The 15,157-nt window shown below is 60.7% G+C and carries 14 protein-coding genes; 7 read left to right on the top strand and 7 right to left on the bottom strand.

Annotation, left to right across the window (positions count from 1 at the left end; genetic code table 11):
- Window positions 1-12: 12 nt before the first annotated feature.
- The 4 genes from infB to rimP are packed head-to-tail and all read right to left on the bottom strand — an operon-like array spanning window position 13 to window position 5,399.
- Window positions 13-2,541: a translation initiation factor IF-2 gene (infB, locus tag KG698_RS06265; protein ID WP_213684716.1), complete on the bottom strand. Its 2,529-nt coding sequence runs from the start codon at window positions 2,539-2,541 to the stop codon at window positions 13-15.
- Window positions 2,538-3,170 (bottom strand): RNA-binding protein, encoded by a 633-nt coding sequence (locus KG698_RS06260; RefSeq protein WP_213684715.1) that lies wholly within the window; start codon window positions 3,168-3,170, stop codon window positions 2,538-2,540. Before KG698_RS06260 ends, infB begins: the two co-directional genes overlap by 4 nt.
- Before the next feature lie 25 nt (window positions 3,171-3,195).
- Window positions 3,196-4,809, bottom strand: a complete 1,614-nt coding sequence (gene nusA, locus KG698_RS06255; protein ID WP_213684714.1) for a transcription termination factor NusA — start codon at window positions 4,807-4,809, stop codon at window positions 3,196-3,198.
- A 5-nt stretch (window positions 4,810-4,814) separates the two neighbouring features.
- Window positions 4,815-5,399 (bottom strand): ribosome maturation factor RimP, encoded by a 585-nt coding sequence (gene rimP / locus KG698_RS06250; protein WP_213684713.1) that lies wholly within the window; start codon window positions 5,397-5,399, stop codon window positions 4,815-4,817.
- Between the two features lie 230 nt (window positions 5,400-5,629).
- Here rimP and KG698_RS06245 point away from each other — a divergent pair, with 230 nt between their 5' ends.
- From KG698_RS06245 to KG698_RS06235, 3 genes are all read left to right on the top strand, one after another.
- Entirely contained in the window at window positions 5,630-6,760 is a 1,131-nt protein-coding gene (locus tag KG698_RS06245) for an S-(hydroxymethyl)glutathione dehydrogenase/class III alcohol dehydrogenase (RefSeq protein WP_213684712.1), read from the top strand.
- Between the two features lie 16 nt (window positions 6,761-6,776).
- Window positions 6,777-7,280 carry an N-acetyltransferase gene (locus KG698_RS06240; protein WP_213684711.1) on the top strand — a complete coding sequence of 168 codons (504 nt, stop codon included), beginning with the start codon at window positions 6,777-6,779 and terminating at the stop codon, window positions 7,278-7,280.
- A 66-nt stretch (window positions 7,281-7,346) separates the two neighbouring features.
- Window positions 7,347-8,063, top strand: a complete 717-nt coding sequence (locus tag KG698_RS06235; RefSeq protein WP_213684710.1) for an NYN domain-containing protein — start codon at window positions 7,347-7,349, stop codon at window positions 8,061-8,063.
- A 107-nt stretch (window positions 8,064-8,170) separates the two neighbouring features.
- Here KG698_RS06235 and KG698_RS06230 read toward each other — a convergent pair whose 3' ends face one another.
- Window positions 8,171-8,788, bottom strand: coding sequence for a TetR/AcrR family transcriptional regulator (locus tag KG698_RS06230; RefSeq protein ID WP_213684709.1), 618 nt, complete (start codon window positions 8,786-8,788; stop codon window positions 8,171-8,173).
- A gap of 121 nt (window positions 8,789-8,909) precedes the next feature.
- Between KG698_RS06230 and KG698_RS06225 the strand changes: the two genes are divergently transcribed.
- From KG698_RS06225 to KG698_RS06210, 4 genes are read left to right on the top strand one after another with little or no spacing between them, the layout of a single operon-like run.
- The gene (locus tag KG698_RS06225; RefSeq protein ID WP_213684708.1) at window positions 8,910-9,860 is read left to right on the top strand and encodes an AEC family transporter; all 951 of its coding nucleotides are present in this window, start codon (window positions 8,910-8,912) and stop codon (window positions 9,858-9,860) included.
- A gap of 14 nt (window positions 9,861-9,874) precedes the next feature.
- Window positions 9,875-10,714 carry an S-formylglutathione hydrolase gene (gene fghA, locus KG698_RS06220; protein WP_213684707.1) on the top strand — a complete coding sequence of 280 codons (840 nt, stop codon included), beginning with the start codon at window positions 9,875-9,877 and terminating at the stop codon, window positions 10,712-10,714.
- Window positions 10,711-11,334 carry an HAD-IA family hydrolase gene (locus KG698_RS06215; protein WP_213684706.1) on the top strand — a complete coding sequence of 208 codons (624 nt, stop codon included), beginning with the start codon at window positions 10,711-10,713 and terminating at the stop codon, window positions 11,332-11,334. The genes fghA and KG698_RS06215 overlap by 4 nt, the downstream gene beginning before the upstream one ends.
- A complete protein-coding gene (locus KG698_RS06210; protein ID WP_213684705.1) occupies window positions 11,331-12,242 on the top strand; it encodes an ornithine cyclodeaminase in 912 nt (303 codons plus the stop codon). Before KG698_RS06215 ends, KG698_RS06210 begins: the two co-directional genes overlap by 4 nt.
- A 43-nt stretch (window positions 12,243-12,285) precedes the next feature.
- Here the strand turns inward: KG698_RS06210 and KG698_RS06205 are convergent, their stop codons facing one another.
- Complete coding sequence (locus tag KG698_RS06205) at window positions 12,286-12,930, bottom strand: hypothetical protein (RefSeq protein WP_213684704.1); 645 nt, start codon at window positions 12,928-12,930, stop codon at window positions 12,286-12,288.
- Window positions 12,931-13,064: 134 nt separating this feature from the next.
- Window positions 13,065-15,092, bottom strand: coding sequence for an NADPH-dependent 2,4-dienoyl-CoA reductase (locus tag KG698_RS06200; RefSeq protein ID WP_213684703.1), 2,028 nt, complete (start codon window positions 15,090-15,092; stop codon window positions 13,065-13,067).
- Between the last annotated feature and the right edge of the window lie 65 nt (window positions 15,093-15,157).

Raw genomic sequence — 15,157 nt, 5'->3', positions numbered from 1 at the left:
ATCTGCTGAGCATCAAGAGAGCGAGCGCTCGATCTCTTCGCGCTCGAAGATTTCGATGACATCACCCTTGCGGATATCTTCGTAATTCTCGAAGGCCATGCCGCATTCTTGGCCCGATTGCACTTCTTTGACCTCGTCCTTGAAGCGCTTGAGGGTCTTGAGCGTGCCTTCGTGGATCACGACATCGTCGCGCAACAGGCGCACACCGGCCGAGCGCCGCGCGATGCCTTCGGTGACCAGACAGCCCGCAACATTGCCGACGCCCGAGACCTTGAAGACTTCGCGGATCTGCGCATAGCCGATGAAGTTCTCGCGGATCTCGGCACCCAACAGGCCCGAGGCGGCGGCTTTCACATCATCCACAAGATCGTAGATCACCGAGTAATAGCGAATCTCGACGCCCTTTTGGTTTGCGCTGCTGCGTGCGGGTGCGTTGGCGCGAACGTTGAAGCCGATGACAGGCGCGCCCGAGGCTTCGGCAAGGCCGATATCGGATTCCGTGATCGCGCCCACACCGTAATGCAGCACGCGCACGCGCACTTCGTCGTTGCCGATCTTTTCCATCGCTTGCACGATGGCCTCGGCCGAACCTTGAACGTCGGCCTTTACCACGATGGGCAATTCGGCGACGTTCTTGTCGGCCTTGGCCTTGGCCAAAAGCTGATCCAGCGTGGTTGCGGCACCGACCGCGGCGCGCTTGTCCTTGGCGGCCTGATGACGGTATTCCGCGATTTCGCGGGCTTGCGCCTCGGTTGCGACGACGTTGAGAACATCGCCCGCCTCGGGTGTGCCGTTCAGGCCCAAAACCTCGACAGGAACCGAAGGACCGGCCTCTTTGATCCGCTCGCCGCGGTCGTTTTCCATCGCGCGGACCTTGCCCCACTGTTCGCCGACGACAAAGATGTCGCCCTGCTTGAGCGTGCCTTTTTGCACCAAGACGGTCGCGACCGGGCCACGGCCCACATCAAGCTGTGCTTCGATCACAGCACCCTCGGCGGGGCGGTCGGGGTTGGCGTTCAGTTCAAGGATTTCGGCCTGAAGCGCGATGGCCTCAAGCAGCTCGGGCAAGCCTTGGCCGGTGACGGCCGAGACTTCGACGTCTTGCACATCGCCCGACATTTTTTCCACGACAACTTCGTGCTGCAACAGATCGGTGCGCACCTTGTCGGGGTTGGCTTCGTACTTGTCGACCTTGTTGATCGCCACGATCATCGGCACCTTAGCGGCCTTGGCGTGGTTGATCGCCTCGATCGTCTGCGGCATGACCGCGTCATCGGCGGCCACCACAAGAACGACGATATCGGTCACATGCGCACCGCGCGCACGCATCGAGGTAAAGGCCGCGTGGCCGGGTGTGTCGAGGAAGGTCAAGACCGCGCCACCCTCGGTCGTTACCTGATAGGCGCCGATATGCTGGGTGATCCCGCCTGCTTCGCCCGAGACGACATTGGCTTTGCGGATACGGTCGAGAAGCGAGGTCTTGCCGTGGTCGACATGGCCCATGATCGTGATGACGGGCGGGCGCGGCTGAAGATCGCCTGCATGGTCGGTGACCGAGACAATGACATCTTCCACATCCGCGTCCGAGACGCGCTGCACGCGGTGGCCAAATTCTTCAATGATCAGTTCCGCGGTATCGGCATCGATTGCCTGATTCTGCGTGACCATCATGCCCATTTTCATGAGCGACTTGACCACATCGGCGGCGCGTTCGGCCATCCGGTTTGCGAGTTCCGAGACAAGGATGGTTTCGGGCAACTGAACGTCGCGCACCACCTTTTCGCGGTCAACCATACCGCCCATCGCCTTTTGGCGTTGGCGTTCTTGCTTGCGCTTCATCGCCGCCATGGAGCGTTGGCGACCACCTTCGCCGCCGGTCAGCGCTTGGCTGACGGTCAGCTTGCCCGAGCGACGCTCACTGTCGCGCTCGGCTGTGCGGGCGCGGCCGGCACGGTCATCATCTTCGGCCTTGCGGCGCGTGGGCGGCGGCAAGGGCTTGTTTGCCCCACGCGATCCGGGTGTCGCAGCGGCGGCCGCTTCGACGGCGGCTGGGTCGCTGACCACATCTTTGGGCGATGGCGCGGTTGCGCGCGCCGGTGCGGCGGCGGGGGCCTTGCGGCGTGCCTCATCCTCGGCACGACGGCGGGTTTCTTCTTCTTCCTTGGCGCGCAGATTTTCTTCGCGCTCGCGCTCTTCGCGTTCCTTGGCCTCGGCCTCGGCGCGGCGGCGGGCGCGTTCGTCCTCGCGGTCTTTTTCTTCTTGCTGGCGGCGCTGCTCGTCCTCGACCTCGCGGGCCTTGGCGTTTTGCAACGCCCTCAGGCGGCGTTCGAGTTCTGCATCGGGGACGGACTTCTCCCGCTTACCGCCCTCGGCATTTTGTGCCGCGGCGGATTGTGTTCCCGGCTTGGGGACAACCACACGCTTGCGCTTGGTCTCAACCACGACGCTTTTGCTGCGTCCGCGCGAGAAGCTCTGGTTGACGCGGCCTGAAAGCGCGCCGCCAGATAGGCCAAGGGGTTTCTTTCCGTCCGTGTCGCTCATGCGTTCCGTTCGTCTTTCCCGGCGGGGTGTCCGCCGTCTGCCTTGCGCAGGCCTTGTAGTTTCGCGGCACCCTCTACAACACGAGGGGCCAAACCACCAGCAGCAAGCGCGCCATGTATCACACTTTGGCGTCCAAATGCCAAACCCAATTCCTGGGCGGTAAGGACGCTGAAATAGCGGGCACCCGTGGGTGTCCAGAGTTTGGATTTGCCCCGCTCAGACCCATCCGTGGCCTGAAGCAGAACCTTGACCTGTTTGGTGGCCAACCAGTCTTTTACCTTTTCAAAGCCTGCGACAGCCTCGCCTGCTTTGCGCGAGAGCGCGATGAGATCGGTCAGCCGCCGGATCAAGCCCGTCTCGACCCGTTCGATCAGGTCGGGGGGGATCGTCACGGGTTGCTTGGCGGCCCGTGAAAAGAGGTTCTTCTTGATCGCAAGCTCAAGTGCAGCACGATCCGCAGCGACCCAGATACCCCTTCCGGGCAGCTTTTCGGCCAGATCCGGTCCCACCTGCCCGTCAGGGCCGATGACGAAACGGATCAAGCCGTGCTTGGGCTGGACCTCGGCGGTGGCGATGCACCGCCGCTCTGGCCCGTCATCCCGATCTGTTTTCTGTCCGCCCCGGCTCATCAGCGGGTCTCCGGCGGGGAGGGCCTTAGCCCTCCGCCCCCTCAGTGTTCGCGGAGGAGGCAGCGGCTTGCGCTTCCAACTCTTCGATAGTGACCCAGCCCAGTTTGACGCGGGCGGTCATGATCATGTTCTGCGCCTCTTCAAGGCTGACTTCGAAGGCTTCGAGCAAGCCTTCATCCTTGACCCGTTCGCCATTCACCGTGGTCCAGCCACCGGCCAGTTCCCAATCGGCGCAGGTCGCGAAATCATCGAGCGATTTGATACCGTCTTCGCCCAGCGCCACAAGCATCTGGGGGGTTAGGCCGTCAAATTCAACAAGCGCATCTTCGACACCCAAGGCGCGGGCTTTTTCCAGCGCCTTCTTGTTTTGCTCTTCAAGATAGTCGCGGGCGCGGGCCTGAAGCTCACCTGCGGTGCCTTCATCGACGCCTTCGATGACCAAAAGCTCGTCCAATTCGACATAAGCCACCTCTTCGAGCGAGGTGAAGCCTTCGGACACCAGAAGCTGGGCAAAGAATTCGTCGAGATCGAGCGTGTCCATGAACAGGCGCGTGCGCTCTTCGAATTCGGCCTGACGGCGCTTGGATTCTTCTTCCTCGGTCAAGATGTCGATGTCGAGGCCGGTCAACTGGCTGGCCAGACGCACGTTCTGACCGCGCCGACCGATGGCCAGCGATAGCTGTTCGTCGGGGACCACAACCTCGATCCGCTCGGCCTCTTCGTCGATCACGACCTTGGTCACTTCGGCAGGCTGAAGCGCGTTCACCAAGAATGTGGCGGCGTCCTCGTTCCACGGGATGATATCGATCTTTTCGCCCTGAAGCTCGTTGACCACGGCTTGAACGCGAGAGCCGCGCATACCGACGCAGGCGCCCACGGGGTCGATCGAGCTATCATAAGAAATCACGGCGATCTTGGCGCGCGAACCGGGGTCGCGGGCGACGGCCTTGATCTCGATGATGCCATCATAGATCTCGGGCACTTCCATCTTGAACAGCTCGGCCATGAATTCCGGCGCGGTGCGCGACAGGAAAATCTGTGGACCACGCGCTTCGCGGCGCACATCCTTGATGTAGCAGCGGATGCGGTCGCCGTTGCGGTAAGCTTCGCGGCCGATCTTTTCGTTGCGGCGCAGAACGCCCTCGCCCCGGCCCACATCGACGATGACATTGCCGTATTCTTCACGCTTGACGACACCGTTGATGATGGTGCCAGCGCGGTCGCGGAATTCTTCGTATTGGCGGTCACGCTCAGCTTCGCGGACCTTTTGCAAGATCACCTGCTTGGCCGATTGCGCGGCGATCCGGCCAAGTTCGACAGGCGGGATTTCGTCGATGATCAGATCGCCAACCTTGGGATCGTCCAAGTAGGGCTTGGCCTGTGCGACGGTCAACTCGGCCTTTTCGTTTTCGACAGCGTCATCTTCGACAACGGTGCGCACGCGGGTAAAAGACGCGCGGCCGGTCTTGCGGTCGATCTTGACGCGAATGTCGAGATCGGCCCCGTAGCGCGACTTGGCCGCGCGGGCGAGGGATTCTTCCATCGCTTCCACGACCAGCGAGGGGTCGATCATCTTTTCGCGCGCCACCGCATCGGCGGTTTGCAACAGTTCCAGCTGGTTTGCTGACGTGATGGACATTGTCGTTAATCCTCCGCCTTCGAGGTGTCTTCCTCGATCTCGTCAAATTGTGTTTCGTCGATAATTCCGGCCGCTTTGCGCGCCCGAAGCATTTCGCGGATCAGCTCGTCGGTCAGGATCAGCTTGGCATCCGACAACCAGTCGAAATGCAGGCCGACCGTGATGGTTTCGCCGCCTTCTTCGATATTCACCAAAACCTCGTCACCCTCGATCCCGGCAAGAATGCCGCGAAAGCGCCGCCGCCCGTCGATCATCTCGGTCGTCTCGACGCGCGCCTCGTAGCCTTCCCATTGCTCGAAATCCTTGAGCCGGGTGAGCGGGCGATCGATGCCGGGGCTTGAGACCTCCAGCGCGTAAGCATCCTCAAGCGGGTCTTCGACATCAAGCACCGCGCTGATGGCGGTCGAAATCTGGCCGCATTCGTCAACCTCGATCCCGCCATCGGGGCGCTGGACCATGATCTGAAGCGTTTTGGTCATGCCACCCATCAGCCGGATTCGCACGACTTCGAAACCCATATCCTCGATGACGGGGGTTATGATCTCGGCCATGCGCCGGTCGATGGCGGATTTGGCGATGAGGTCGTTCATGTCGCTCACATGCCTTTAGAAACGAAAAAACGGGCCGCGCGGCCCGTCAAACTTGTCCGGTGGTGCCATCCGGTTTGGACCCGGGGGCGCCGCTGTTGAGCCGCATATAGGGGGAATCAGCGGCGCGCGCAAGCCTATGCGCGGGGGCGGCCCATATGGGGATCGCGCGTTGCCTTGGGCGCGGGATTGGCCCAAGCTGCTCTGCAACACGCCAGATAAAGGAGATGTCCATGCGCACACGTGCCGCTGTCGCGATCGAGGCCGGAAAGCCGCTGCAAATCATGGAGGTGAACCTCGACGATCCCAAAGCCGGTGAGGTTTTGGTCGAGATCAAGGCCACGGGCATTTGCCATACGGATGAATTCACCCTGTCAGGCGCCGACCCCGAGGGCTTGTTTCCCTGCATTTTGGGCCATGAGGGCGCGGGCGTTGTCATCGCGGTGGGCGAAGGTGTCACCACGCTCAAACCCGGCGATCATGTCATCCCGCTTTATACGCCGGAATGTCGGCAGTGTTATTCCTGCCTGTCTGGCAAGACGAACCTTTGCACCGCGATCCGCAACACCCAAGGCCAAGGTCTGATGCCCGATGGCACCACGCGGTTCTCGATGCTCGATGGCACGCCGATCTATCACTATATGGGCTGTTCGACCTTTGCCAATCATACGGTGATGCCCGAGATCGCGCTGGCCAAGGTGCGCGAGGACGCGCCCTTTGACAAGATTTGCTATATCGGCTGCGGCGTGACCACGGGCATTGGCGCCGTGATCAATACCGCCGGTGTGGAGATCGGCTCAACGGCGGCTGTCTTTGGGCTTGGCGGCATCGGGCTGAACGTGATCCAAGGTCTGCGGATGGCGGGGGCCGATATGATCATCGGTGTCGATCTGAACGACGCCAAGGAAGAGATGGCGCGCAAATTCGGCATGACGCATTTCATCAACCCCGCCAAAATCGCGGGGTCCGTGGTGCAAGAGATCGTGAACCTGACCAAGCGCGGGATCGATCATATCGGCGGTGTCGATTACAGTTTTGACGCCACGGGCAATGTAAAGGTGATGCGCGACGCGCTGGAATGTTCCCATCGCGGCTGGGGCGTGTCGGTGATCATCGGCGTGGCACCCGCAGGGGCCGAGATTGCGACGCGGCCTTTCCAGCTGGTCACGGGCCGGGTCTGGAAAGGCACGGCCTTTGGCGGGGCCAAGGGGCGCACCGATGTGCCGAAATTCGTGGATTGGTACATGGATGGTAAGATCGAGATTGATCCGATGATTACTCACACCATGCCCCTTGATGAGATCAACACTGCCTTTGACCTGATGCATGCGGGCAAATCGATCCGTTCGGTCGTGGTGTATTGATCCGGTGCGCGACGCGATGGACCTTGTGATCCGCCTGGCCGCCCCGGCTGATGCCGGGGCATTGGCGGCGGTCTTGTTGCCGGTGTTTCGCGCGGGCGAGACCTATACCATTGATCCTGCCATCACGCCCGAGGCGGCGCTGGCCTATTGGTGCGCCGCCGAGAAGACGGTTTTCGTCGCCGAGGCGCTGGGCACCATTTTAGGCAGCTATTATATCCGCCCCAATCAGCACGGCGGCGGTGCGCATGTCTGCAATTGCGGCTTTGTCACCGCCGCCGCCGCCCATGGCCAAGGCGTGGCGCGCGCCATGCTTGATCACGCTTTGGCCACGGCCACGGCCATGAGCTACCGCGCGATGCAGTTCAATTTTGTCGTGGCCAACAACCATCGGGCGATCGATATCTGGCAGCGCGCCGGGTTTGAGATCGTTGGTCGCCTGCCCGGTGCGTTTCACCACCCGCGTGATGGTTACGTCGATGCCTTGGTGATGTGGAAAGATTTGCCGGGGGCGATGCGCTAAGGCGCTGGGCGCGGGTCTGGCAAGGTCGCGCCCGATGTGACAGGCTAACCGCGGAGGTATCTGCAGATGACAAGTGAAAAGACACCGCTGTTGGCGGTGCTGATCGACGCCGACAACACCAGCTCAAAACATGCCATGGCGATTTTCGACGAGATCGCCGGTTTCGGCGAGGCCAGCGTCAGGCGTATTTACGGGGATTTCTCATCGAGCCATATGAAGGGCTGGTCAGGCGTGCAGGCCGAGTTTGGGATCGTGCCCCATCATCAGCCTGCCAATACCGTGGGCAAGAACGCCAGCGACATCGCGCTGGTGATCGACGCGATGGATTTGATGCATACCGGGCGGTTCGACGGTTTCGTGCTGGTCAGTTCGGACAGCGATTTTACCCGGCTTGCCCAGCGCATCCGCGAGCAAGGGTTGGATGTCTATGGCATCGGCCAACAAAAGACGCCCGACGCCTTTCGCCGGGCCTGTAAGCGGTTCATCTTTGTCGAGAATATCTTGCCCAGCGATGGTGATGATCCCAAGGGTGAGGGTAAGCCCGTCGACAAGCGGCCCTTGATCGAGGCCCGCGACCTGATTTTTCGGGCCATGGATGGGATGGAGCAAGAAGATGATTGGTATTCGCTGGGTCAGATCGGCCAGTTCATCACCGCGGCCAATCCCGATTTCGACACCCGCACCTATGGCAAACGCAAGCTGAGCGATCTGGTGCAAAGCCTGAAGATGCTGGAAGTCAGGCGGGGTGTGAGCAACCAATTGCTGGTGCGACGGCTGGATTGATGGCGGGCTTGGGCATGGGGGCGCTGCCCCCGCCCGTTCCGGGCCCCCCGGAGTATTTATGAAGCAAAGATGGCGGCGCGCGTTAACCTTAATATTGGGTTATCCGCTCAGGCGCGACGGTAGCGGGCGAGGAAGGTTTTGACCGCCTCGGCGGCAACGCGGTCGATCTCATCCTCGGCCGGGTCTTTTTCGATGCCGAAAAGAACCTTGAGCATTAAATCGGCGCGGCAAAGCTGGGCCAGTTGATCGGCGGCCAAAAGACTGTCTTCGATGCCAAGGGTTTTGCGCGCCTTTGGGCTGTCGAGATATTGGGCGATGTTGCGCGACCATTTCTTGGGCCCGCTGTCATAAAAGACGCGGCCCAGTTCGGGGAAGCGCTGTGCCTCGGCCACGCAGACGCGGAACATGTCTTGGCCAAAGCGCGACAAGAAAAAGGTGATCAGCGTTTTGCAGATGACGTGGAGCGTTTCTTCGACGGTGAGGTTGTTCGTGTCGGAGAGAAATTCCACCTCGGCCTGTTGGGCGCATTCGGCCTCGAGCACGGCGAGGAAAAGATGCTGTTTGTCGGGAAAATAGCTGTAAAGCGTCGCTTTGGACACGCCCGCATCGCGCGCGATCACATCGACGCTGGCCCCCTCGTAACCCTCGCGCATAAAGACGGACCGCGCCCCTTCGATCACCTGATCGAATTTGCGTCCCTTCTTGATCTGCACTGGTGCGTTCATCCGCTTCCCCTTGATAGGATCAACGTAAACCATTCGGTTCAGTTTCGGCAAGGATTTCGACACGCGCCGGATTTTCGCGGGATGGATGGACTCTCTCTTTGGGGCGGATTAGCCAAGAGATATGATCGAGATCTTTCTCAAGACACTGCCGTTTTTCGCCTTGATCGGCTTGGGTTGGCAGGCCTGCCGGAGTGGGTTTTTCACCGCCGAGGCGGCGGCCTATCTGACGAAATTCGTGTTTTACTTCGCGCTGTCGGCGATGCTGTTTCGCTTTGCCGCGAACCTGTCGCTGTCTGAGATCCTCGATTGGTGGTTCGTGGCGGCCTATCTATGGGGCTGCTTCGTGGTCTATGCTATCGCCACGGCGGTGGCGTTTTTGCGCCGCCGCTCGATCGAGGAGGCGGCGGTCGAGGCGCAATGCGCGGTGATCGGCAATACCGGTTTTCTTGGCGTGCCGATGCTGATCGTGTTGATGGGCGAGGCGGCGGCGGGCCCTGTGCTGATGGTTTTGGCGCTGGATCTGATCGTGTTCTCCTCGATCATCGTGATCTTGATCACGGGCAGCCGCGATGGGCGCATGTCGCTGGGCATCGTCAAGACCGTGGGGATGGGCCTGATCAAGAACCCGATGATCGTGTCGATGGTGCTGGGGCTAAGTTGGTCCGCGACGGGCATGCCCTTGCCGGGGCCGGTGAACGAGTTTTTGGGCATTTTGGGGGCCGCTGCCACCCCCGGTGCGCTGTTTGCGATTGGGGCATCGCTGGCGGGCAAATCCGCCGAGCGGATCGAGGTTGCGGGCTGGTTGAGCTTTTGCAAGCTGGTGCTGCATCCGGCGGCGGTCGCTTTTGCGGCGCTCTTGCTGTTTCCGGTGCAGACATTTGATGCGGCGGTGATGATTGCGGCGGCATCATTGCCTGTGGCGGGCAATATCTTCATGCTGGCGCAGCATTACGGCGTGGCCCCGCAGCGGGTATCGGCGGCGATCTTGATTTCGACGGTGGTCTCGATCCTGACGGTGTCGGTGGTGATCGCTTGGGTGTCTGAGATGGCGGGGATCGTGCCGGGCGGCTGACGGAGGAGACTGGGATGGAAACGATTTCCGAGAACCGCTGTTTTGGTGGCACCCAAGGGGTGTATCGCCATGCCTCGGACGCCACGGGGACAGAGATGACCTTCGGCCTGTTCCTGCCCGCCGAGGCGGCGGACGGGCCTGTTCCCGTTTTGTGGTATCTCTCTGGGCTGACCTGCACTCATGCCAATGCGATGGAAAAGGCGGGCGCGCAAACTTGGGCCGCCGAGCAGGGGATCGCTTTGGTTTTTCCCGACACCTCCCCCCGTGGGGCGGGTGTGGCCGATGATGACGCCTATGATCTGGGGCAAGGGGCGGGGTTCTATGTGAACGCGACCCAAGACCCATGGGCGCAGCATTTCCAGATGTGGAGCTATATCACCGAGGAATTGCCCACGGCGCTGTTTAGCCGCTTTGCCTTGGATGAGGGGCGTCAAGCCATCACCGGCCATTCGATGGGCGGGCATGGCGCGCTGACGATTGCGATGAGTTTTCCGGGGCGGTTTGCCAGCGTCTCGGCCTTTGCGCCAATCTGCAACCCGATGCAAAGCGATTGGGGCCGCAAGCAGTTCACCGCCTATCTGGGCGACGATACCGCGCTCTGGGCGGCGCATGATGCAAGCGTTCTGATGCGCGAGCGCGGCTTTGCGGGGCCGATGTTGATCGACACCGGCACGGCGGATCAGTTCGCGCATCTGTTGGGGACCGAGGCCTTGGCAAGCGCCATCGCCGCGCGGCGTCAGCATGCCACGATCCGGTTTCAGCCGGGCTATGATCACAGCTATTATTTCGTTTCGACCTTTATGGAGGATCATGTGAGCTTTCACGCCGAGGCGCTTTATGGGGTGGGCGAATGACACCGCAGGCCGTGATTTTTGACATCGGCAATGTGCTGATCGGGTGGCAGCCCGAGCTATACTATGACCGTGTCTATGGGGAGGAGCGCCGCCGCGCGCTGTTTGCCGAGGTCGATCTGCACTGGATGAACGAGCGCGTGGATCGCGGCGAGCCGTTCACCCAAGTGATCTACGAGACCGCCGATGCCCATCCGAAATGGCGCGCGGAGATCCGCGATTGGCACGACAGCTGGATCGAGTTGGCCACGCCGGTGATCCATCATTCCGTCACGCTGTTGCGGCGATTGCGCGCCAAGGGGGTGCCGGTGCATTGCCTGACGAATTTCGGGGTGGACAGCTACGCCTATGCCCAGACGCAGTTTGATTTCCTCAATGAGTTTGACATCGAGTTCGTCTCGGGGCGGATGCAGGTGACCAAGCCCGATCCACGGATCTATGAGATGGTCGAGGCGGAATTGGCTTTGCCGCCCGCTGCGATCCTGTTTGCCGATGATCGGGAGGCCAATATCAAGGTGGCCGAAACCCGTGGCTGGCAGGCGCATCTGTTTGAGCATCCGCAAGGTTGGGCCGATAGGCTGGTGGCGGCGGGGCTGTTGAGCGCGGATGAGGCGCGGCCGTGAGCGTTCCCTTCATCGGACCCGAGGCAGAGGCGCGGCTGGATTGGCTGGGCCTTTGCGATGCGATCATGGCCGGGCATGCGCGCCCAAGGGCCGAGATCGCGGATAGTTTCCTGTATCGCGGGGCCGATACGCTGCTGTCTCGGGCGGCGTGGATCGATGGCTTGGGGCAGCTGGTCAAGACGGCGACGATTTTTCCGGGCAATGCCGCGCATGGCAAACCGGCGGTGAACGGGTCGGCGGCGCTTTATTCCGACACCGATGGCACCTTGGCCGCGATTGTCGATTTCCATCTGCTGACCAAGTGGAAGACGGCGGGCGACAGCCTGTGTGCCGCGCGGATGTTGGCGCGAAAGGACAGCGCGCGCATTCTGATCGTGGGGGCGGGAACGGTCGCGGCCTCGCTTTTTCAGGCTTACGGGGCGGCTTTTCCGGGCGCACGGTTCCAGATTTGGAACCGCACCCAAGTCAGCGCCGCGCGCATGGCGGCGGTGTTTCCCGGTGCGGAGGCGGTGACAGATCTGGAGGGGGCGGTGCGTAGCGCCGACATCATCACCTGCGCCACCATGGCGACCGACCCGGTGATCAAGGGCGCATGGCTGCGCCCCGGTCAGCATCTCGACCTGATTGGCGCCTATCGCCCCGACATGCGCGAGGCCGATGATACGGCCCTCACCCGCGCGCGGATTTTCGTCGACAGCCGCGCCACCACCATCGGCCATATCGGCGAGTTGAAGATCCCGCTTGCGCATGGGGTGATTGGTGTGGGGGATGTGCTGGCCGATTACTATGATCTGGAAAGCGGTGCCTTTGTGCGGCAGTCGGAGGAGGAGATCACGCTGTTCAAAAACGGCGGCGGCGCGCATCTCGACCTGATGACCGCGCGGTATGTTTTGGATCGGGTTGGGTAGGGCGCGCAAAAGGCATGCCTAAAAACCTAAATGATCATCAACATTAGAGATTTCTCAAATAATTTAGAAACCTGTCTGAAATATCCCGACGTTCAAGCCATCTCTGCTGTTCTTCACCAGTCACATCAACTGTGCACCATTGTGCTGATCCTCTTTCAGATATGGATCTTGGCAAATGATGGGTTCGTTGGCGGTCTGTGTTGTCATAGGTTGCGGATTTCTCCGCAGCACTGTTTGAACCTTTTAGGTCAAAATAGAGAGGTCCAGTAAGTTTCTTATCCTTTGCGATTTGGTATTTTGCTAGAGGTATTCGAATAATTTCAATGTCGTGGAAAAGTTTAATGTCAACTTTTTTAGGGGAGTACTCTTTTGCAGCCCTTAGAAGTTCGTAAATTCCAATAATCCAAATCTCCGAGAATGCGATATGCAAGTTAATTAAAAGATAATCAATCGAAGCAGGACTATTTTGAGCGGATAAATCTTGACAGATCTCATCTTCCAAACTTCTAATAACCATATCTAACTGTGCGTAGCTTTGGGTATTTACAATCGCATAATTAGCAGGAATAGGGAGTTTATATTGAAGCGCTGTATACTCAGTATACAAATCATCATGTTTCGACAGTGCAAGGTGATAAGTGTAAACGAGAAGATCCGAAACGCGATCAAATTTTAACTGGTTCGACAAAGCTGTTCCTTTTCGTGTTTCACAAAATTATTCCAGTGAACAATTGCACCATATAATCTATATGCAATTCTTATCTGCCATGGCGGCGCGCTCTTTACTCACCTCAATAATCCGTCATCGACAAATCGCTCCCCCTACAACCCCGCCGCCAGCCGTGCCGCCTGATCGATCGCGCGTTTGGCGTCAAGCTCGGCCGCCACATCCGCGCCGCCGATGATGTGGGGGGTGATGCCGTGGGCGGTCAGCTCGTCGGCCAATGTGCGCTCCACCTCTTGGCCGGCGCAAAGCACGATGGTGTCGACCGCGATCAGCGTGGGGTTTTCGCGGGCTTCGCCATAGCTGATCTCTAGCCCCTCGGGCGTGATCGCCTCGTAATTCACGCCCGCGATCATCTTGACCCCCTTCATCTGGAGGCTGGCGCGGTGAATCCAGCCCGTGGTCTTGCCAAGGCGTTTGCCGGGCTTCTCTGCCTTGCGTTGCAGCATCACGACTTGGCGCGCGGGGGCGCTGGGCTGTGGCCCTTCGGGGGCCAGACCGCCGCGATGAAGCGCGGGGTCTGTCACGCCCCATTCGCGCTGCCACAGATCCGGGGCAAGTGTCGGGCTTTCGCCTTGATGCGTCAGGAATTCGGCCATATCGAAACCGATGCCGCCCGCGCCGATGATCGCCACGCGCTGGCCCACGGGCGCGCGGCCCGCCAGCACATCGACATAAGACAGGACATTCGGCCCATCCTGGCCCGGAATACCGGGGTTGCGGGGGCGCACGCCGGTGGCGATGATCACCTCGTCAAAGCCGGTCAGGTCATCGACAGCGGGGGCCACGCCAAGCCGCAGATCGACACCGCTTTGCGCCAGCATGGCGGCGAACCAATCGACAAGGCCGATGAATTCCTCCTTGCCGGGGATGGTTTTCGCCATGTTGAGTTGCCCGCCGATTTGGGTAGCCTTGTCCCACAGCGTGACGGTGTGACCGCGCCCTGCGGCGACCAATGCCGCCATCATGCCAGCGGCGCCCGCGCCCACCACGGCGATGCGCTTGGGCGTGGCGGTTTTGGTATAGCTCAGCTCGGTTTCGTGACAGGCGCGGGGGTTGACCAGACAGCTGGTCAGCTTGCCCGAAAAGGTATGGTCGAGACAGGCTTGGTTGCAGGCGATGCAGGGCGCGATCTGATCCGCGCGGCCCGCCATCGCCTTGGCCACGAAATCGGGATCGGCAAGGAAGGGGCGGGCCATGGAAACCATATCGGCGCAGCCCGTGGCCAGCACATCCTCGGCCACATCGGGGGTGTTGATGCGGTTCGAGGTGATGATGGGGATCGAAACCTTGCCCATCAGCTTTTGGGTGACCCAAGCGAATGCCTTGCGCGGAACGGAGGTGGCGATGGTGGGGATGCGCGCCTCGTGCCAGCCGATGCCGGTGTTGAGGATGGTGGCCCCTGCCGCCTCGATGGCTTGGGCAAGCTGCACCACCTCGTCATGGGTGGAGCCATTGGGGATCAGGTCGATCATCGACAGGCGGAAGATGATGATGAAATCGGGGCCGACGGCGGCGCGGGTGCGGGCCACCACCGCGACCGGCAGGCGCATCCGGTTCTCGTATGTCCCGCCCCAGCGGTCGGTGCGCTTGTTGGTATGGGTGACAAGGAATTGGTTGAGGAAATACCCCTCCGATCCCATGATCTCGACCCCGTCATAACCTGCCTGCCGCGCGCGGGTGGCGGCGGTGACGATATCAGCGATTTGTTTTTCGATCCCCTCTTCGTCCAGTTCCTTGGGAGGGAAAGGCGAGATGGGCGATTTGATGGCCGAGGGCGCGACGCAATCGGGCGAATAGGCATAGCGCCCGGCATGCAGGATTTGCATCGCGATCTTGCCGCCCGCGTCATGGACGGCACTCGTGACGATGCGATGATTGGCAATGTCTTGATCGGTGAAGAGCCCCGCGGCACCCGGAAACACGCCGCCCTCGCGGTTGGGGGCCATGCCGCCCGTCACGATCAGCCCCACCTGTCCCCGCGCGCGTTCAGCATAAAAGGCCGCGACGCGGGGCCAATCCTTGGTCTCTTCCAGCCCGGTATGCATCGAGCCCATCAGCACGCGGTTTTTCAGCGTGGTAAAGCCCAGATCGAGCGGTGCCAAAAGATGCGGATAGCGTGACATGCCGATAACCTCTGCGTTGCCTGACCGACAGGTAAACCTGCGGCGCGGCCCCTGTCACGCCCAAC

Origin of the sequence: Roseicyclus sp., from assembly GCF_018402035.1 — a bacterium.
Classification (GTDB): domain Bacteria; phylum Pseudomonadota; class Alphaproteobacteria; order Rhodobacterales; family Rhodobacteraceae; genus Roseicyclus.
Note: the sequence above shows the minus strand (reverse complement) of the source record. Positions and strands in the feature narration are given on the sequence as shown.